This window comes from Romboutsia sp. BSD2780061687b_171204_C1 (assembly GCF_015560225.1).
Lineage (GTDB): Bacteria > Bacillota > Clostridia > Peptostreptococcales > Peptostreptococcaceae > Romboutsia_C > Romboutsia_C hominis.
In genome coordinates this window covers 1-21151 of the sequence record NZ_JADMRK010000010.1, presented here as the reverse complement: position 1 = coordinate 21151, position 21151 = coordinate 1, and the positions used below count along the sequence as shown (strand labels likewise).

Genomic DNA, 21151 nt, shown 5'->3' with positions numbered 1-21151 from the left:
AATATATACTATTTTACTAATACTTTTAATTATAATACATAATTATTTAATTTTAAAATATTTTTTATTTTATAAAAAAATAACTCTAATCATATGATTAGAGTTATTCAAATTGGAGCTGGTGATAGGAATCGAACCTACAACCTGCTGATTACAAGTCAGCTGCTCTACCGTTGAGCCACACCAGCATATTGGCGGGAATAACAGGACTCGAACCTGTGACCCATTGATTAACAGTCAATTGCTCTACCAACTGAGCCATATTCCCATATATTAAATTGGAGGCGACACCCAGATTCGAACTGGGGATCAAGGAGTTGCAGTCCACTGCCTTACCACTTGGCTATGTCGCCTTATCAACACAATACTATTATATTATTTTAAACATTTTTTTGCAACTGTTTTCATTATTTTTTTAATTAAATTTTTATACTTTTTTCGACTATTTTAGAGCTTTATAATATGTGTGATAATTTCATATATCAGTAAGAAATATATGTACATTTCTTACTGATATATTTATTATTTTAATATTAAAGGCTATTTATCTTAGCTAAAACCTCATCTAAATCTATTCCATGTATTTCACAAGCTTGTTCTAATCTCTCCATTGCAGCTGAAGGGCAACCTAAGCATCCCATACCATAGTCCATAAGTATTTTTACTGCCTCTGGTTTTTCTTTTATTATATCTCCTATTATAGAATCTTTAGTTATCATTATAATTCCTCCTTTAAATTTGCTATTTCTAATACATCTTTTCTAAAACTTTCTATACCTATTCTATCTATGAATTCACCTAACTTTTCGCCCATTTGACCATGCTCATTATAGTAGTTAAGTAAAGTTTCAACTAAGGTATATGCTTCTTTCTCTGATAATTTTTTAGTTATTATATCAGCTATTCTTGGATAAAAACCTGCACTTCCTCCTGCACATACAAAGAAAGTTCCATCAATATCTACTAAAACTCCAATGTCTTTAGAATATACACTTGTACATGCATTTCTACATCCCGCAACTCCTATTTTTGTTCTGTTTGGAAGTGGCATTCCATGAAAGTTTTTACTTATTCTCATAGCTATACCTATCGTTGGATACTTTGACCTTTTACAAAAATTTGCTGGACACATCTCTACATTTTTTACAGAATATTGATTTGTAACTGCTGGTTTCATATCAAGTTCTTTCCATATATCATCTAGATCTTCTTCTTTTAAATTAGTTATTAATATTCTTTGACCTGATGTTATTTTTAATACTCCATTATATTTTTTAGCTACATTAGCTATTTTTATAAGAGTATCTGGTAATACAAACCCTCCTGGTATATGAGGAGTTATTCCATATGTTCTTTTACCATCCCTTATTTTTTGTAAATTCCCATAATTACTCATCTATATCTACACTTTACCTTTCTTATAAAGTTAAGTTACATCTATTTAAATTTTATTTAACCTTATTATATCCTATTTTTCGTAAAACTTGTGTAACATATGTTACATAAAACTCAAATTATTACTGTAAATATGAAATTTTTTTTCATTAATATTTTAAAGTGTATTGTATCGTCTGTATGAGTTATAAATAGTTTTAGCTTAGCATAAAATATTTTATATAAAAAAGACACCATTTTATATGGTATCTTCTTTATTAAAATTAGTTTCCTAAGAACATATTTAAATCATCTTCAACATTTGTTATCCCACCTATTCCAAAGTTTTCAACTAAAACCTTAGCAACATTTGGTGATAAGAATGCTGGTAATGTTGGTCCTAAATGTATATTTTTAACTCCAAGATATAATAATGATAATAATACTATTACAGCTTTTTGTTCATACCAAGCTATATTAAATGATATTGGTAAATCATTTATATCTTCTAATTCAAATACTTCTTTAAGTTTTAATGCGATAAGTGCTAATGAGTAAGAGTCGTTACATTGTCCTGCATCTAATACTCTAGGTATACCATTTATATCTCCTAAAGGTAGCTTGTTATATTTATACTTAGCACATCCTGCTGTTAATATAACTGTATCTTGTGGTAAAGCCTTAGCAAATTCTGTGTAGTAGTTTCTTGACTTAGCTCTTCCGTCACATCCACCCATTACAAAGAATCTCTTAATAGCACCAGTTTTAACTGATTCTACTACTTTATCTGCAAGAGCGAAAACTTGATTATGTGCAAATCCACCTATTATTTCTCCAGTTTCTATCTCTATAGGAGCTTTACACTTTTTAGCATGTTCTATTATAACAGAGAAATCTTTATCATCTTCTGCATTTCCTTTTATATGTGTACATCCAGCAAATCCTGCTGATCCAGTAGTATACAATCTATCTTTATAGCTATCTTTTGGCGGAACTATACAGTTTGTAGTCATTAATATTGGACCATTGAAGCTTTCAAATTCTTCTTTTTGCTTCCACCAAGCATTTCCATAGTTACCTACAAAGTGTGGATACTTTTTAAACGCTGGATAATAATGAGCTGGTAACATTTCAGAATGAGTATATACATCTACTCCTGTTCCTTCTGTTTGTTTAAGTAATAATTCTAAATCTTTTAAATCATGTCCTGATACTAATATACCTGGATTATTTCTAACACCTATATTAACTTTAGTTATTTCTGGATGTCCATAAGTTCCAGTATTTGCACTATCAAGTAAAGCCATTCCGTCTACCCCAACCTTACCTGTTTCTAATGTTAATGCTATTAATTCGTCAATAGTTAGGCTATCATCTAATGTTTTAGCTAAAGTGCTTTGTAAAAATGCATTAACTTCTTCATTGTCATACCCTAAAGCATTAGCATGCTTCATATATGCTGATAAGCCTTTTAATCCATATATTATAAGTTCTCTTAAACTTCTTATATCTTCATCTTTTGTAGCTAATACACCAACTTTAGTTGATTTTTCGTCTAGTATTGTATCTATTTCTACTTCTTTCTTACCACTTCCTAGTATCATGTTTTTTAGTTTAGATAATACAGATACTTTAGCATCTAATTCTTCATTATTTGATGCATTCCATAACGCTGCTTCTGATAAATTTTCTTTGTTCTTTAATTTTGATAATAATTCTTCTTTAGTTTTTAAAGTTTGTTTTACTCTTTCATAGAATATTTCATCATCAAAATTTGCATTAGTTATTGTTGTAAATAAGTTTATAGTTATTAGATGGTTAATAGTACTATCTATTTTTTTTCCTTCATTTCTTAGTCTAGTAGTAACCTCTGATAATCCTTTAGTTGTATATATTAATAGATCTTGCATTCTTGCTAGATCTGGTGATTTTCCACATACTCCAAATTTTGTACATCCTGTACATCCTGCTGTTTCTTGACACTGAAAACAAAACATTTTATTTTCCATTTCATGTCCTCCTCTTTATTTTATGTGATAATTATATGTTATAATAGTATATATTTCTGTAACATACGTTACACTAATAAAAAAATTATAAAAGTAGGTGATTTTTTGTTTAAAACTAGAGAGGAAGCATTACATTTTTTTAAAGATTCAACTTATACCATATCTAAATATAATAAAAATGATATTATAGCTATTGAAGGTTCTCCTTGCGACAAAGTAGGATTAATATTACAAGGTAGTATTGATGTAAAACGTATATTAACCAGTAATAATGTTATACATATGTCTTCTTTATCTGTAGGTAACTTTTTTGGAGAAATTATAGCGTTCTCAGATACTAATGCGTACCCTGCTACTATAATGGCATCTAGTAATTGTGAAATAATGTTTATACATAAAACTTCATTTATAATCTTTTGTACTAAAAATCCAGATTTTTTAGATATGTTTTTAAATGACTTAAGTAATAAGATTATACAACTTAATAATTCTATAAAAAATTTATCTTTTTCAAGTATACGTCAAAAACTAAGTAACTATCTAATTACACAACATACTATCCAGAAAAGTAAATTTATAAAACTTGGCATAACAAAACAAAAGCTTTCTGAAATGCTTGGTATCCCTAGACCTTCTTTATCTAGAGAGCTTATGAAAATGAAATCTGATGGACTTATAGATTATTCAAAAGATACAATTAAAATATTGGATATAGAAACTTTAGAAGAGTTATTAATGGAGTAAAAAAAGAGCAAAGTAAGACTTAACAATTATGTCTTCTTTGCTCTTTTATATTTTATTGTCTATTTTATTATTTTAATTAATTCTTTTAATTTATTTTCATCTATTCTACCAAAAGGACTATTATCAATTCTTATAGCTGTCCCAAAGTGGTAATCCGTGGCATTTGTTGATTCTTTTATTGTGTTTATATTTTCAAAGTTGAGTCCCCCACCTAGTAGTATATTTATATCTTTTGATACTTCTATCATAGACTTTATTTTTTCTATATTATAATCTATACGTTTAGTACCACCTGCTGTTAATATATTTGTTATATTATATTTATTTAATATCTCAGTACTTTTAATCACATTTGTAAAATCTATAGCCTTATGGAAAGTTACATCAATTCCTTTACATTTTTTAAGCAATCTTTGTAGATTTACTTCATCTATATTATTTTCTTTGTCTAAAAGCCCCAACACTACTCCATTTACACCTAAACTTTTAGCTATCTCTATATCTTTTTCCATTATTTCTATATCATACTCACTATATACAAAACTATTTGCATGATTTCTTATCATAACGTTAACAGGTATATTTACGTTATTTACTACCTTTTCTATAGTAGCAAAACTTGGAGTTAAACCTCCTTCTGTTAGCGCACTAATAAATTCTATTCTATCACCTCCACAAGCTTCTATAGTTTTAGCGTCTTCAACTGACATCCCTATTATTTCTAACATATTCTCTCCCTTTTTAAGTATAATTTATAACTATTATACATTAATTCTATCGTTATAATAAGGTTCTGTATGAACTATAACTTGACAATTTTCATTTATTTCTTTTCTTATAACATCTTCTATCTTATGACCTAATATATGTGCCTCTTCTGTGCTTAAATTTGGATTTACTAATACATGCATATCAATATGAATATCATTTTGACTTCCTCTACTTCTAATTTTATGCACATCTTTAACTTCATCAAATCTAATTACAATATCATTTATAACTTTTTCATCTATAATAGCTTTATCTACTAATACGCCTATAGACGATATTAGTATTTCATATGCGGAATGAAGTATAAATAAAGCTACTACTACTGATACTATCGGGTCAATAATTGGAGGAAGACCCATGTTTATACCAAATAAAGTTATTAAAACTCCTATCGACACAAACACGTCACTTTTTGTATGCATTGAGTCTGCTATTAGGATATGACTATTTAATTTTTTTCCCATTTTATACTCATATTTACTCACCAATATATTTATAAATAATGTGAAAATTAATATAAGTAGACTTTCAATTGTAATTGATGGTTCTACAATATTTTTAAATCTATCTATAGACTCTATGATTATATTTATTCCTACCAGAGTTAACATAGCTCCTATAAACATACTTGCAAGAATTTCAAACTTCCTATGTCCATAAGGATGCTCTCTATCTTTAGGCTTTATGGCTATACTTATGCCTACTATTCCTACCACATTTGACGCTCCATCTGATAAGGAGTGAAATCCATCAGCCATCATACTAGCACTTTTAATAAAACCTCCTATTATTATCTTCAACAAAGCTACGATTAAATTTGCAAATAAAATTATCCATAATATTTTTTTTACTTCTCTTAGATTACTATTCATAGTGCCTCCTTTTAGTAATAAATAAAATTATATGAAATCTCTTAAAATCTGGTAATAACTATCATTTACCTTTAAACTAAAAAATCCATGAAAAGCATATTTATGCTTTTCATGGATTTTAATTTAAATTAGTATTGTTATTCATATTATTTATATATTCAAATATAGTTACATTTGTGCATTCTTTTTTAGAATCTACTAAATTAGATACGGTTACTCCTAGTAATCTTATCTGTTTATTTTTAGTATCCACATTTTTTAATAATTCATATACATTAGTTCTAATATCCTCTTTTTTATATATTGGATTTCTTAAACTTAAGCTCCTTGTTATTTGACTAAAGTCATCATACTTTATTTTTAAAGTTATAGTTTTTCCTAAATTATTAGAATATGATAGTCTATGTGATACATCTTCACATATTTGTGAAAGTCTCTCTAAAACTTCCTCATCATCTATACTTAAGTTATTTTTTAAAGTAGTTTCTGAACCAACTGATTTTCTTTCTCTATGCGGTTTAACTTCTCTATAATCAATACCTCTTGCAAATTGATAAAATACATAACCTCTATTTTTAAATATTGATTCTAATTCACTAATATCTAATTGCCTTAAATCATATCCATTTTTTATTCCTAAATTATTTAGTGTTTTTGCTGTTACCTTGCCAACTCCAAAAAATTTGTTTATTGGGAGCTTGTCTAAAAATTCTTGTTTATTTTCTGGTGTTATTACCGTTAATCCATTAGGCTTTTTGTAGTCTGATGCTAGCTTAGCCAAAAATTTATTATAAGATACCCCTGCAGAAGAAGTTAATCCAACTTCTCTTAAAATATCTTTCTTTATCATCTTAGCTATTTGTGTTGCATATTTTATTCCTTTTTTATTTTTAGTAACATCTAAGTATGCCTCATCTAAAGATAAAGGCTCTACTAAATCTGTATATCTATAAAATATATTTCTTATCTTTTGTGATACTTTATGATATTCTTCAAATCTAGGCCTTATGAAATATGCATATGGGCACCTCTTATATGCAGTTTTTGATGGCATAGCTGAGTGAATCCCAAATTTTCTAGCTTCATATGAACAAGTAGCTACAACTCCTCTACTTTCTGGTCTCCCTCCAACTATCACAGGTTTCCCTCTTAAACTTGGGTTATCTCTTTGCTCTATAGATGCATAAAAGGCATCCATATCTATATGAATTATTTTTCTATTATCTACCAATTTAATCACCTTTTAAATCTTGATTTATATATATATCTTACATTAATTTTGGTTTATTTTTATATTTTATTTGCCTCAATTCTGCTTTTTATATATTATTTAAAGTTTTTTAAAAAATAACTTGCAAATTTTTGAAAAAACCTTTAAAATAGTTATTCCAAGGAACTAAGTTATTTTTAGTTCTTGATGACCGTATTTTTATATTTATTTTTATTTTGTAATTGTATACAAAAAGACCATACTACTATTTGTAATATGGTCTGATTTTTTATATCAATTTTTAATTTGCGTAGTAAAGATTTTGCGATGGATACTCTGGATCAGATGTTACATCTATTCCAAGTTCTCTAAATGTTTGTTCATCACTTTTACTTAATATAGTTGTTGAGTGTGCTTGAGCTCCTTTTAATAAAGGTAATTTGTCAAGTACAACTTGTGCAGTTGGGTTTGTAACAGCGCATATGCTAAGTGCAGTTAAAACTTCTTCACAACTTAACTCTGGATTTCTACTTCCTAAAGTTTTAGTTTTTAAGTTTACAATTGGCTCAAGTATAGCTGGTGATATTAGATGTAATTCATCATCTATATTTGCTAAATGTTTTATAGCATTTAATGTTGCTGCTGCAGTTGCATCCATTAATTCTGAACCTTTACCTGTAAGTATTACCCCATCATTTAATTCTATTGCAACAACTGGGCACATATCATTTTTATTTGCAGCTTCTTTTAATTTGTTGCTGTACTCTCTTGCTGGCATAACAACTGTTCTATCTTCTGGCTTTAAGTTAAGTCCTTGCATTATAACTTGTATTCTTTCAAAAGCACCTTTATCAACTTGTCCTTTTTTGTATTCACAAGCAGTCTTGAAATATCTTCTTATTATTTCTTGTCTAGATGCTTCTTGTACAACTTCATCATCTACTATACCAAATCCAACTCTATTAACACCCATGTCTGTTGGTGATTGATATATAGATTCTTTTCCTGTTATTTTTTCGATTATTTTTTTAAGAACTGGGAATAATTCTAAATCTCTATTGTAGTTTACAGACATTTCACCGTATTTTTCAAGATGGAACGAGTCTATCATATTTACGTCTTTTAAATCTACTGTAGCTGCTTCATAAGCTATATTTAAAGGATGCTTTAAAGGTACATTCCATACTGGGAATGTTTCAAATTTAGAATATCCAACAGCATTTCCTCTTTTATTTTCATGGTATAACTGACTTAAACAAGTACCAAGCTTACCACTATTTGGACCTGGAGCTGTAACAACAACTATAGGCTTAGTAGTTTCTATGTATGGATTTGCTCCATATCCTTCATCACTTACTATTGTATCAACATCTGTTGGGTAACCTTTTGTTGGGGCATGCTTATATACTTTTATTCCTCTACGCTCTAATTTATTTATGAAAACTGTTGTAGCAGGTTGTCCTTCATATCTTGTTATAACAACGCTGTTTACATCTAATTCGTAACTTCTTAAATCATCGATAAGTCTTAGAACTTCCATATCATAAGTTATACCGAAGTCTCCTCTTATCTTATTTCTTTCTATATCTCCTGCATAAACACATATCACAACTTCTACTTTTTCTTTTATGTGTTGAAGTACTTTTATTTTGGCATTTTCATCAAAACCTGGTAATACTCTTTTAGCATGTAAATCTCCTATTAGCTTACCACCAAATTCTAAATAAAGTTTGTCAAAATTATTAACTCTTTCTAAGATATATTTTGATTGCTCTTCTAGATATTTCTTGTGATCGAATCCTATCTTCATCTTTGCACCTCACTAAATTATTTAATTTTTGATAACCGTATTTTTATATATATTTTTATTCGTATTAGTGAAATTTGTTTAAAAATGTAATATTTTTTCTCTTATTTTCACTTTAAGGTTATATTATACATTCAACTTTTCAATATTTCAAGATTATTTTTTGTATTTTTAATATATATATTTATATATATTAAGTATTCACAAATATATTAAAATATACAAGTAAATCAGCAAAAATACTTATTTTTTTAAGTTTTGTTTTAAAATAATTTAAAAAGCTAAGATTTTACTCTTAGCTTTTAATTTAATTATATTTAGTTTAATTTAACAATCAAAGAATCCTTCTTGTCCACATATTATTAATAATAATATTAAAAATGGTATCCATGAACATATATCTATTTCACACCATACATCTCCAAATGCTAGGAATAAGAAAAATAGTACTATTATCCACCATGCTCCAAATCCACCTTCACAGCCTCCAAAGAATCTGTCTAACATATTACTCATATATTTACCTCCTGTTGTCATTTATATTTTAGAGTTTTTATACTCTTAAGATATATTATGTAGGACAGTTTATTTTTGATATAATTTTATATTTGCAATTTACATCATTAATCGACAGATTTGAGAAATTCCACTATTTCTACATTTTTTAATTATGATACATGGATATATTGATAATTAATCATAATACTATTTTAAATATAAATGCAATTATATAACTTTTGTAACCTGCTATTCTACCAAACATTGTACTTTCTCTGTATATAAATACTTACCTCATTATCATAAAATCCCAAGACTTTTATCGTAATTACTTTTCTCATTATTTCTGAAATATTTACATTTGCCAGTTTATAAAGAAGCATAAAGGCTAAAGCTCCTATTGATACTGTCATTATAATAACTACATAATTTAAACTTTATATAGTATTTGTTAAACATCTAAACATAATGAGATACATAATTCTCAGCTATGCCTATAACCTTAACCTTTTTCATTTTATATGGTAATTTCTATATCGTAAACAATTCCACTATAGTCCTACATATAGTATATTTTAATTCACCCTTTATAAATTTCATTCATATTATATTTAGTAATATAATAAGTGTTAAAGTCTTATGTAACTTTATTGGAGGAGATATATTTGAGTTTTATAAATACAGAAAATAAATATATAAATAATGGGATTCGATTTTTTAATTTAGGAAATATATACTATTATGGTCTAGATGTAGAAAAAAATTTTAAAAAAGCATTTGGTTTATATTTAAAAGCTTCCACTTTTAATATAGCTGAAGCTTTTAACATGCTCGGTGTTTTATCTTTTAATGGAGAAGGGGTAAATAAAAATTTAGAAGATAGTGTATATTACTTTGAAAAGGCTAAGGATTTAGGAAATTTAACTGCTATGTTTAACCTAGCATTAATCTATGTTTTCTCTGAAGATAAAAAAGACTATTGTAAAGCTCATGCCTATTTAGAGAAACTTGTCGATTTAGGCTATATATTAGCCAAAGATGTTTTGGACTATTTATACTATAATGGCTATGGAGAAAATAAAGACTATAATAAAGCATTAAATTATTGGATTAATAATGATATCTTAGATTTTTCTAATATAAATATGAATAATGATATTAATATTCCTTACACTATTGAAGATTTTGGCAACTTTGAAGAGTTAGTTATTGAAAATTCTAATTTTAGCGATGATATTGAGGATAAAAGACTAATAGATGCTGATAACTACTATAATGGGACTTTAGGTAAAATCGACTATACTAAAGCATTTGATATATACCTTAAATTAGCTGAAGGTGGGAACGGATATGCACAGATAAAAGTAGCTAATATGTATAAAGATGGACTTGGTATTGAAAAAGACTATACTAAATCTTTAAAGTGGTACTCAAAAGCACTTTCTAACTCTAATAAGTAGTAAAAAATTAAAAAGTCTTCTATTAGTTTAAAATAAACAAATAGAAGGCTTTTTAATTTTTTGTTATATTATTTAATATATCTTTATATACTATACTTCCATTATTATAGGGAAAACAATAGGTCTTCTTTTAGTTTTATGGTATATCAATTGTTCTATGGATCTTTTAATATTTGTTTTTAGTATTTGCCACTCCAATATTTCTTGTTCTAGGCATTTTTCTATCTCTTCTTTTGATACCTCCTTTATTTTATTTATTAAATCCTCTGCTTCTCTAGCGTATATAAATCCTCTAGTTATTACGTCTGGACCTGCTACTATACTATAACTATCTCTATTTATAGCAACTACAATAGTTACCATTCCATCTTTAGCTAAATCTCTTCTATCTCTAAGTACAATATTTCCTACATCACCAACTCCTAAACCATCTACAAATATAACCCCTGTATGAACTCTTTTATTTGCATTTACCCCTTCATTAGTTATTTCTAACACTTGTCCAGTTTCTAAGGTAAATACATTTTGAGGCTTCATTCCTAACTTTATAGCCAAATCTTTATGATGTTTTAAGTGTCTATATTCTCCGTGTACTGGCATAAAGTACTTAGGCTTAACTAAGCTATGAATAAGCTTTAACTCCTCTTGATAGGCATGTCCTGACACATGGATTTCTTCTAAATCCTCATATATAACATCTACACCTTTTTTAAATAATTGGTTTATAACCCTAGAAACTAACTTATCATTACCAGGTATAGGTGATGCAGATATTATAAAAAAGTCGTCTGGTTCTATAATTATCTTTCTATGTGATCCATAAGCTATTCTAGAAAGACCCGCCATTGGTTCTCCCTGGCTTCCTGTTGTTATTATAGTTATTTCATTATTTGGATACTTACTTATATCATCTATATCTACTATGTATTCTGTAGGTATATGCAAATATCCTAGTTCCATAGCTACTTGAGATATATTTTCCATACTTCTCCCACTAAATACTACTTTACGATTTTGCATTACAGATGCATTTACTATCTGTTGCATTCTATGAATATTAGAAGCAAATGTAGCTACAATTATTCTTCCTTTAGCATTTGTAAAAATTCTATTTAATGTTTCTCCTATAGTTTTTTCAGATATAGAATGTCCACTTCTTTCAACATTTGTGCTATCTGCCATTAAAAGTAGTACACCTTTTTTGCCCAGTGTAGCTATTCTGTTTAAATCTGTCATTCGCCCATCTATAGGAGTGTAATCTATCTTAAAGTCTCCTGTATGAAGTATTATACCTAAAGGTGTGTGTATGGCTAATCCACACGCATCGGCTATACTATGAGTCACCCTGATAAATTCTATTTTCATATTTTCTAATTTTATACTTTGACCAGCTTTTACAGGGTTTAAATCTACATGATTTAACAAATCATGTTCCTTTAACTTATTCTCTACTAGTCCTATTGTAAGTTTCGTTCCGTATACTGGTATATTTAACTGTTTTAATATATATGGTATAGCTCCTATATGGTCTTCGTGTCCATGTGTTAAAAACATTCCCTTTACTTTATCTTTTTTATCTAACAGATATCGTATATCTGGTATAACTAAATCTACTCCATACATATCTTCATCCGGAAAAGATATCCCACAATCAATAATGATTATTTCATTATTATACTCTATCGCAGTTATATTTTTTCCTATTTCTCCAAGACCTCCAAGTGGAATAACTTTTATGCTATCCTTATTCATAAAGTATGTCTCCTTTTCTTTTGTTCAATTTATGTTAAATTTAATATTTTGTATTCAATCATTCTATAAGTTATTTTTAACAATATATATTTAATTATTAGTTATTTTTATTAATATGCATCGCCTTTTTCTAATATATAGTCTTTAAACTCTTTCAATATAGATTTATTTTCACCTAAAAATCCTACTAATAAACTTATTTTTTCTAATGTTTCTTCCCTAATAGTATGTTCAATTTTTTCAGTTTCTTCATGAAGATTATTTTGAACACCTATAATTTTTAAAAACGATTCTATAGTGTCATGCCTTTTTAATAATTTTTCTCCAATTTTCTTGCCTTCACGACTTAAATTTATACATCCATATCTTTCATGTTCCAATAAATTTTTACCACTCAGCCTTTTTACCATCTTACTTGCTGATGGTATTTTTACATTTAGCGCTAATGCAACTTCAGCAACTTTAATTTTCTTATTTTCTAGATATAATCTATATATCATCTCAATATAGTCTTCTTCGCTAGGACTAAGTTTATTATTTTTTATATATTCATTAAATGTGTAATACTCATTATTCATTGTTTTAACCTCCTATGTGTCTTATATTAAATATATTAAATGCCTATTTTTAATAGTACTTTTATGTAACATTTCTTATAATTTTTTCATAGTATTTAGTGTGAAAGTTAGCTTAGACTAAGTTTGAATTTTATGGAGGTGCATTATGACTAAGCTCAGTGATATAGATATAAACTCTACAGTTATAGTTAAACAACTTTTAACTGATGGATATATAAGAGAAAGAATGCTTGCTCTAGGTCTTACAGATGGTGCATTAGTTCATGTTATAAGAAAAGGACCTAAAAATAATTTAACAGTATACGATATAAGAGGAGCAAAAATAGCCCTTAGAAAAGAAGAGGGAGATAACATTATTGTTTCTAGAATTTAATTTTTAGTTTTATAAAGGGGGGATTTATTATGGGTTTAACTCATGACTCTACAAAAGCAAAATCCTTAAAAGATATGTTTGACATTGAAAGAAAGCCCAACCAGTATGTCATTGCCTTAGCTGGTAACCCTAACACTGGTAAAAGTACTGTTTTTAATACTTTAACCGGCTTAAAGCAACATACTGGCAATTGGCCTGGTAAAACAGTTTGCACTGCTCGTGGGGATTTTAAATACAATAATAAAGAATATGCTTTAGTAGATTTACCAGGTACTTACTCTCTATTTGCTGCATCACAGGAAGAAATGGTGGCTAGGGATTTTGCTTGTTTTGGAAATCCAGACGCAGTTATTGTTGTTGCTGATGCTACATCTTTAGAAAGAAATTTCAATCTAGTTTTTCAAATTATGGAATTAACTGATAAAGTTATACTTTGCATAAATCTAATTGATGAAGCTGAGAAAAAAGGTATTTCTATTAATAAGGACAAAATAGAAAAATATCTAGGAATACCTGTTGTTTTGACATCAGCTAGAAATAAAAAAGGAATTGATGAACTTTTATGTACTTTAGATAAAGTAGTATTAAATCAATACGAGTATAATAATAAAATTATAAAATATAATAAAGAAATTGAGAGTTATGTAAGTATTATAGAAAAAGACTTAAAAGAATATATTCCTTTTATAAAATCTAGATGGCTTGCTTTAAGGCTTATTGATGGAGATAATAGTATTTATAAATCTATGAATGACTATGTAGATGGTGACTGTAACAAATCAATTGATTTAATTAAATCAAAACTTCCACTAAATATAGATAAAAAATCAATAAGAGATAGTATAAGTAAGACTAATTATGAATATGCTTCTGAACTATATAATTTATCTATAAATATAAAAAGTGATATAAAGTACAAGAGAGATGATAAAATAGATAAGATTATTACATCTAAAGTATTTGGAATTCCTTTAATGCTATTGTGTCTTGCTTTTATACTTTGGTTAACTATACAAGGTGCAAACTATCCTTCACAGATGATATCTAATGTACTTTTTGGTATAGAACCACATATATATAATTTTTTAGAAACTATACATCTACCTGTTTGGTTAAATGAAATGCTTACTTTTGGTATGTATAGAACTCTGGCTTGGGTTGTTTCTGTAATGTTGCCACCTATGGCAATATTTTTCCCACTATTTACTTTACTTGAGGATTTTGGGTATCTTCCTAGAGTTGCATTTAACTTAGATCATTTATTTAAAAAAGCATGTTGTCATGGTAAACAATGTCTTACTATGTGTATGGGATTTGGTTGTAATGCTGCTGGTGTTATAGGTTGTAGAATAATTGATTCTCCAAGAGAAAGACTAATTGCAATACTTACCAATAACTTTGTTCCTTGTAATGGTAGATTTCCAACTTTGATTGCTGTAGCTACAATATTTTTCTCTTCAGCCATTGCAAGTTCCACTTCTACAAGTATAGTAACTGCTCTTTGCATTGCTTTGATAGTAGTATTTGGTGTATTAATAACACTTTTAGTCTCTTATGGGTTGTCAAAGACACTATTAAAAGGAGTTCCTTCTACTTTTACACTAGAGCTTCCACCATACAGAACTCCTCAAGTAGGAAGAGTTTTATATACATCTATAATTGATAGAACTTTATTTGTCTTATACAGAGCAATTATAGTTGCCATACCTGCTGGTATTGTAACATGGGTATTTGCTAATATTTATATAGGAGACATGAGTATTCTAGTTCATGTAGCAAATTTCCTTGATCCAATAGCTAAATTTATAGGTCTTGATGGATTTATTCTTTTGGCCTTTATACTTGGTTTACCTGCAAATGAAATAGTCATACCAGTTTTATTAATGTCTTATTTGGCTACAGGTTCAATGATTGAATTAGATGAACTTTCAGCTTTAGGAACAGTTTTAAGAGATAATGGGTGGACTTATCTAACAGCACTTAATGTTATGTTATTTAGCTTACTTCATTGGCCTTGTGCTACTACCTTAATCACTATAAAAAAGGAAACAGGTAGTGCTAAATGGACTTTAATCGGATTTTTACTACCTACTGTAATAGCATTTACAATTTGCTTTATGACAACTTGCTTATTTAACATTTTAGGCTTAGCTTAATATTAATAAATACTAAAGAGAGCTATCTTATAAGATAGCTCTCTTTTTATAGTTATAGTAGATTAAAAATTATTCTATTGATTTACCATTTCATTATATTCTTTTTCATTTTTAGGTGCTTTTAATTCACCTTTTTCAAACTTTTCAATTTGTTGATTTACATAATCCATTACATCTTGTGGTACTAAGTTTTTAGTACTTTCAGGTAATCCAACAGCACCTTCTTTTAGGCCATATACTGTTGTTGTTCCACCTTCAAACTTATCTTCTTTTAACTTCTCAACTACATCATATACACCAACGTCAACCCTTTTTATAGCTGAAGTTAATACATTTTTAGGCGCTAGAGAACTTTGATCTCTATCAACACCTATAGCATATTTACCTTCTTCCTTGGCAGCTTCTATAGCTCCAGTACCAACATCTCCACCTGCAGTGAATATTATATCAGCACCTTGAGAATACATTTGCTTAGCTATAGCCTTACCTTTTGCTTGGTCTGTAAATGAGTTTGCATATTGAACTTGTATTTTAGCTTCTGGATTTGTAGCTTTTACCCCTGCCATATATCCATATTGGAATGCTTCTATAACTGGTAACTCCATACCACCTATAAATCCTACATTATTAGTCTTAGTCATTTTACCAGCAACTATACCTGCTAAATATGCAGATTGTTCTGAGTTAAATTGCACTGCTTCTACATTTTTAGGTACTTCTTTATATGTTTCATCTATTAAAGCAAACTTTTGGTCTGGATACATTTTAGCTGCTTCTTCTATAGCTGGTGCTAATTTCATACCTACCCCTAGTATTAAATCTGTATCTTGGTCTACTAAAGTTTCTATGTTACTTGCATAGTCTGAATCTTGCTTTGATTCTAAGTATGTAACATCTACTCCTAAATCTTTTTTTGCCTTCTCTAGACCTTCCCATGCAGATTGATTAAATGATTGATCATTTACTCCTGCTACATCTGTTACCATAGCTATTTTTAATTTACCATCATCTTTCTTTTCACTTTCTCCGCCTGAACATCCTACTAATAATGATGCTGATAATGCAGTTACAGTTGCTAATGATACTAACTTTTTAAATGTCATGATAAATCCTCCTAGTTTTATTCAAAACCCCGCCTTTTTAAGTTGTCCAAAGATAAAACTTTTTTATTTCATAAAAAAATCCTTTTATCAGCATGATAAAAGGATAGTAATTTCTATACTACTAGTGTAAACATTAATATCTTTTTAGTCTCTCTGGACTATTTTAAAGCTGATTTAGTATTATTTTGTTTTCATTTTTATTTATTATTACATTTTTATACATAGTTGTCAATATATAAAACAACAAATAAATTTAAATTTTATTTTTTAAGTTTAACTATTTAATTTTTCTATATACAAAATTTTATAATTAATTTTTATTAAAATATAAAACATTTGCTATATGCATTAGAGTTCCTACTGCTAAGCATCTTTCATCTATATTAAATGTAGAAGTATGAAGCTGAGTAACCTCTTGATTACTATTCCTGCAACCGATATGATAAAAAACACCTTTACATTCTTCTAAATAATAAGAAAAATCTTCTCCTCCTAAAGATGGCTTCTCCTTTAGTATAAATCTATCTTTTCCAAATAATTTTTCTGTACTTTCAGCTACTATATCTACTAGACAATCATCATTTACTACAGGAGGATACCCATCGCTTCCCCATAATACTTCTCCTTTACAATCAAATGCTCTACATATATCTGATACTATATTTTCTATCCTTTTTATCATTTCTTTTCTTGTATTTTTGTTTATTGTTCTTAATATTCCATTCATTGAAACCTCTTCACATATAATATTTTGAGCTTCTCCTCCCATAATTTTGCCAATTGTCAAAACTGCACTATCTAATGGTGATATATTTCTACTTACTATGCTTTGTAGGGCTAAAATTATACTAGAAGCTACTACTATAGCATCCTTTCCTGATTCTGGGTATGCTCCATGAGATTTTTTACCTTTTATAATAATTTTTAAACTATCAGTGCTTGCATTTAATATATTATATTTTGTCTCTATATATCCAGTCTCTAAATATGGCATTACATGTAATCCAAACATATAATTTACATCTGGATTTTTCATACATCCATCTTCTACTAAAAATTTTGCTCCTCCTACTGTTTCCTCTGCTGGTTGAAATAGAAATTTTACATTTACATGTAACTCATCTTTCATATCATTTAAAATTTTACATGCTCCAAGTAGCATAGCTATATGAGCATCATGTCCGCAAGCATGCATTACACCTTTATTTTTTGATTTATAATTAATTTCGTTTTCTTCATTTATGGGCAACGCATCCATATCAGCTCTAATTCCTATAGTTATATTATTTTTGGGTTTTATAATGTAAGCCATAACTCCGTTGTGTTTTTCAAATTCTGTATACTCTATGTTCATTTTCTTTAAGTAATTTAATATTCTATTTTTAGTGTTGTATTCATTTAATGATAATTCTGGGTACTTGTGAAACTCTCTTCTCACCTCTATTAACCAATTCTCTATATCTTCTACCTTTCTTTTAATATTTTCAGTATACATAAAGTCTCCTTTATAAAAATAATTTACATAAAAATATATGTATTAAAATACTTTTTAAGAAATATATTTTATATATATTGTTGTTTATACCTAAATTCATGTATTATATATTTTTGTTTTATTTAAAAGGTGTAAGTTAATAAATATAGAATTTTATTATTGTATTAATTTTCAAAATTTTTACATTTATTTTGAGAGGTGTGATAAGTATGTTTGAAATGGTTAAATTTCCTTATAATGCTAGACCTGTTGCAAGATTAGATGCTAATAACATTGTCCATAATCATTTATATCATGACTGTCCTATTGGCAAAGTTTGTGATAATGTTATGTATGATCTTAGTGATAATCCAATTGGGAGAGTAGAAGAAGATGGTACTATTCATTCTCACCATATAAATAATTCGCCTATTGGTAAAGTTAACTCTGATGGTTATATATCTAAAGGAAATGATTTAGTTGGAAGAATAGATTGCAATAATCAACTAGCTGGTGGAGCTTATTTATTATTAATACATGATAATAGATAAACTTTGGAATAATCAATGTTAGCTTACTTTATATTTTAATAATGTCTAATTTTTTTATTAAAAATAGAAAAAGTATCTATGAATATAGACACTTTTTCTATTTTTTATTTATGTAAATATATTTTTAATTTTATAATATTTTACCAATAACTTTATTTTATAAATTGACCTATAAAATCAATCATCATTTTCTTAAATACGCCGCTATAATCTACTATTTGTGCTAATTGATTCCCATTAGGTGTTTGACTATTATAATTTGATATTTTAAATGTTAGGTATCCATCAACTTCTTCAATAAGATATCCAACATCTTTTGTATTTGATAATTCAAGATCTCCCATATCTACATCCATATCTTTTATTATTTCTTTATTTGCACAAAGTATTCCTTCTGAATATGTGCTTATATCTGTTCCAAATACTACATATTTAGCACTTGTATCTTTTGATGTTTTAAGGAATAATCTATTTGTTAGGTTACTTTTTTCCATATTAACAGGTATTAATTCACTGTTTATAGCCTCATCTAAATTATTTTTAGTAGTTTCTATGAATTTGTCCATATCAAATTTTTCTTTTTCTATTTTTAATATGTTTAAAGTATCTAAATTTTCTTGAGGTATATATTTTACCACATTCTCAAATACATGATATACATCTCTTATCTCATATCCTTTATTTATGTAACTTTCCTTTACTTTATATTCTTCATCAAATTCTTTTAATAATTTTTTATTTTCTTCTTTACTTTCATAGTCTTTTATACTTGTTACAAATGGTATTATTTTGCTTGGTTTCATCAAAAACATTTCTAATGGTTTTATAGTATCATTTGCTTCTTTTATGTCACTTTCTTCAAATGCAACCTCTATTCCATCTTCTAAGAAAGCAACTTCAACTTCCATCTCATATTCGTTTTCATCTATTATATTACTTCCTACTGGATACATTACTACTAACTTGCTTTTGTCGTAAACATATCCAAATGCATAATCTATTTCTAGCTGTTTTGTCATATCTTTCTCCTTAGTATTTTAATTATGTATTTATTATATCAAATATTATAAACCTTTATATTTAATATTAATACCAAATACATTATTTTTTATCTCATTTACAAATATGGATATTAGTATTATAACTCCAAACATACCTGATAGTGGATATATAAGTTTTACTAGTGTTGCAAAAGGTAATCTTCCTCCGATTATTCCTAATACAGTACAAAATATTGCTATGCCTGTGAACTTACTACTCTTTTCCTTAAAATAGCTTGTGCATACAGTCCATAATAACGGAACTGCAGTTGTATATATTCCCGCAATTAACATAAGTGAGAACATAGCCCCTACGATTGGACCAATTTTGTCAGCCATGTATAAAGTAGGTATTTCAGTTATGTATATATTTTCTATATCAGACATTATTCCTAAATTAAGAGCTATAGCAGCTGCCATAAATAATACTCCACCAATAATGCCTCCCCATATACAACTGCTTTTCTTTTTTGCTGTAGAACCTACTCCAACTAAAAATGGTGTAGCTATTATTAGGTTTAGTCCTGTGTATATTATGCTTGTAGTTAACCAGTGATCTACTGGTTTAGTAACATCTATCGTTGTTAATATTTGATTAACAGCACAAAGAGATTCATAATTTCTTGCAATAGTTACTACTCCAACTCCTACTGACATTATAGCTATAATTGGACCTATATTACCCAAGATATCTATAACCTTATTCATTCCCATAAGTACAGATACTAATGCTAGTAATCCTATTATTATGGAACCTATTTGTTTATCTATCCCATAATATTGATTTATAGATGCTCCTGCCCCTGATATCATAACCATAAAGCTACAAAAGAAAAATATAGGCATAAATAATTTAAAAAATCCACCTATATAATTTCCACATAAATATGTAAATATATCATTGCTACTTCTTAGTTTTTGAGTTTTCCCGATTTCTAATAAACTAGATCCACAATATGCTAGTAAACCCATACATATTAAATTTGACAATATACTAACTATCCCATGTGCTGAAAAAAATTGCATTATTTCTTGTCCGGTAGCAAATCCAGACCCTATACATACAGATATATATGTTCCTGCAAATTTAATTATCTCACTAATACTACTTTTACCTCCCATAGTAATTCCTCCTTATAGATATTAAATCTCATTACATATATATGCTTGTTTACTATATAAATATTAACTACTTGTCTAAATAATATTAAGGTTTATATTATTTAGCCTATTTTTATGATGAAATCATTGGAATCAATAATAAATAAAGAGGTAATCTTTTAAAAGATTACCTCTTTATTTATTATTGTCCTAATGCTTCTTTTCTTAATAGCTCTGCTTTATCAGTTCTTTCCCATGGTAAATCTATATCTGTTCTA

19 protein-coding genes and 3 tRNA genes are annotated in these 21151 nt (G+C 27.9%); 5 read left to right on the top strand and 17 right to left on the bottom strand.

The window, feature by feature from the left end:
- Positions 1–113: 113 nt before the first annotated feature.
- The 6 genes from I2H23_RS12970 to hcp all read right to left on the bottom strand — a co-directional run bounded on the left by I2H23_RS12970 (position 114) and on the right by hcp (position 3383).
- Positions 114–188: transfer RNA gene (locus I2H23_RS12970), tRNA-Thr, on the bottom strand.
- A 4-nt stretch (positions 189–192) separates the two neighbouring features.
- A tRNA-Asn gene (locus tag I2H23_RS12965) sits at positions 193–268 on the bottom strand.
- 11 nt (positions 269–279) lie between these two features.
- Positions 280–353: transfer RNA gene (locus tag I2H23_RS12960), tRNA-Cys, on the bottom strand.
- A gap of 180 nt (positions 354–533) precedes the next feature.
- Positions 534–719 (bottom strand): DUF1858 domain-containing protein, encoded by a 186-nt coding sequence (locus I2H23_RS12955; protein WP_092923153.1) that lies wholly within the window; start codon positions 717–719, stop codon positions 534–536.
- Complete coding sequence (locus I2H23_RS12950) at positions 719–1396, bottom strand: nitrite reductase (protein WP_092923150.1); 678 nt, start codon at positions 1394–1396, stop codon at positions 719–721. Before I2H23_RS12950 ends, I2H23_RS12955 begins: the two co-directional genes overlap by 1 nt.
- A gap of 262 nt (positions 1397–1658) precedes the next feature.
- The gene (hcp, locus tag I2H23_RS12945) at positions 1659–3383 is read right to left on the bottom strand and encodes a hydroxylamine reductase (protein ID WP_195581721.1); all 1725 of its coding nucleotides are present in this window, start codon (positions 3381–3383) and stop codon (positions 1659–1661) included.
- A 105-nt stretch (positions 3384–3488) separates the two neighbouring features.
- On the opposite strand from hcp, the gene I2H23_RS12940 reads away from it, so the two are divergent.
- Positions 3489–4127 carry a Crp/Fnr family transcriptional regulator gene (locus tag I2H23_RS12940; RefSeq protein ID WP_240276161.1) on the top strand — a complete coding sequence of 213 codons (639 nt, stop codon included), beginning with the start codon at positions 3489–3491 and terminating at the stop codon, positions 4125–4127.
- A gap of 59 nt (positions 4128–4186) precedes the next feature.
- Here the strand turns inward: I2H23_RS12940 and I2H23_RS12935 are convergent, their stop codons facing one another.
- The 5 genes from I2H23_RS12935 to I2H23_RS12915 all read right to left on the bottom strand — a co-directional run bounded on the left by I2H23_RS12935 (position 4187) and on the right by I2H23_RS12915 (position 9294).
- Positions 4187–4855 carry a copper homeostasis protein CutC gene (locus I2H23_RS12935; RefSeq protein WP_092923141.1) on the bottom strand — a complete coding sequence of 223 codons (669 nt, stop codon included), beginning with the start codon at positions 4853–4855 and terminating at the stop codon, positions 4187–4189.
- A gap of 33 nt (positions 4856–4888) precedes the next feature.
- Entirely contained in the window at positions 4889–5770 is an 882-nt protein-coding gene (locus I2H23_RS12930) for a cation diffusion facilitator family transporter (RefSeq protein ID WP_092923138.1), read from the bottom strand.
- Positions 5771–5888: 118 nt separating this feature from the next.
- Positions 5889–7001 carry a DNA polymerase IV gene (gene dinB / locus I2H23_RS12925; RefSeq protein ID WP_092923135.1) on the bottom strand — a complete coding sequence of 371 codons (1113 nt, stop codon included), beginning with the start codon at positions 6999–7001 and terminating at the stop codon, positions 5889–5891.
- Between the two features lie 280 nt (positions 7002–7281).
- On the bottom strand, positions 7282–8790 hold the full coding sequence (locus tag I2H23_RS12920; RefSeq protein WP_092923132.1) for a DUF1846 domain-containing protein: 1509 nt from the start codon (positions 8788–8790) through the stop codon (positions 7282–7284).
- A 324-nt stretch (positions 8791–9114) separates the two neighbouring features.
- Positions 9115–9294: a hypothetical protein gene (locus tag I2H23_RS12915; RefSeq protein ID WP_092923302.1), complete on the bottom strand. Its 180-nt coding sequence runs from the start codon at positions 9292–9294 to the stop codon at positions 9115–9117.
- Positions 9295–9950: 656 nt separating this feature from the next.
- On the opposite strand from I2H23_RS12915, the gene I2H23_RS12910 reads away from it, so the two are divergent.
- Positions 9951–10745: a tetratricopeptide repeat protein gene (locus tag I2H23_RS12910; protein ID WP_166504857.1), complete on the top strand. Its 795-nt coding sequence runs from the start codon at positions 9951–9953 to the stop codon at positions 10743–10745.
- A 90-nt stretch (positions 10746–10835) separates the two neighbouring features.
- Here I2H23_RS12910 and I2H23_RS12905 read toward each other — a convergent pair whose 3' ends face one another.
- The gene (locus I2H23_RS12905; protein WP_195581720.1) at positions 10836–12497 is read right to left on the bottom strand and encodes a ribonuclease J; all 1662 of its coding nucleotides are present in this window, start codon (positions 12495–12497) and stop codon (positions 10836–10838) included.
- A gap of 110 nt (positions 12498–12607) precedes the next feature.
- The gene (locus I2H23_RS12900; RefSeq protein ID WP_092923123.1) at positions 12608–13075 is read right to left on the bottom strand and encodes a metal-dependent transcriptional regulator; all 468 of its coding nucleotides are present in this window, start codon (positions 13073–13075) and stop codon (positions 12608–12610) included.
- Between the two features lie 145 nt (positions 13076–13220).
- On the opposite strand from I2H23_RS12900, the gene I2H23_RS12895 reads away from it, so the two are divergent.
- Positions 13221–13448 (top strand): FeoA family protein, encoded by a 228-nt coding sequence (locus tag I2H23_RS12895; RefSeq protein ID WP_092923120.1) that lies wholly within the window; start codon positions 13221–13223, stop codon positions 13446–13448.
- Positions 13449–13477: 29 nt separating this feature from the next.
- Positions 13478–15604 carry a ferrous iron transport protein B gene (feoB, locus tag I2H23_RS12890; RefSeq protein ID WP_195581719.1) on the top strand — a complete coding sequence of 709 codons (2127 nt, stop codon included), beginning with the start codon at positions 13478–13480 and terminating at the stop codon, positions 15602–15604.
- Between the two features lie 74 nt (positions 15605–15678).
- Here the strand turns inward: feoB and I2H23_RS12885 are convergent, their stop codons facing one another.
- Entirely contained in the window at positions 15679–16707 is a 1029-nt protein-coding gene (locus I2H23_RS12885; RefSeq protein ID WP_092923114.1) for a BMP family lipoprotein, read from the bottom strand.
- Between the two features lie 310 nt (positions 16708–17017).
- Positions 17018–18202, bottom strand: coding sequence for a M20 metallopeptidase family protein (locus I2H23_RS12880; RefSeq protein ID WP_092923111.1), 1185 nt, complete (start codon positions 18200–18202; stop codon positions 17018–17020).
- Positions 18203–18411: 209 nt separating this feature from the next.
- On the opposite strand from I2H23_RS12880, the gene I2H23_RS12875 reads away from it, so the two are divergent.
- Positions 18412–18732: a hypothetical protein gene (locus tag I2H23_RS12875; RefSeq protein ID WP_195581718.1), complete on the top strand. Its 321-nt coding sequence runs from the start codon at positions 18412–18414 to the stop codon at positions 18730–18732.
- 152 nt (positions 18733–18884) lie between these two features.
- Here I2H23_RS12875 and I2H23_RS12870 read toward each other — a convergent pair whose 3' ends face one another.
- Complete coding sequence (locus tag I2H23_RS12870) at positions 18885–19751, bottom strand: hypothetical protein (RefSeq protein ID WP_092923105.1); 867 nt, start codon at positions 19749–19751, stop codon at positions 18885–18887.
- Positions 19752–19796: 45 nt separating this feature from the next.
- The gene (locus tag I2H23_RS12865; protein ID WP_195581717.1) at positions 19797–20894 is read right to left on the bottom strand and encodes a YkvI family membrane protein; all 1098 of its coding nucleotides are present in this window, start codon (positions 20892–20894) and stop codon (positions 19797–19799) included.
- Between the last annotated feature and the right edge of the window lie 257 nt (positions 20895–21151).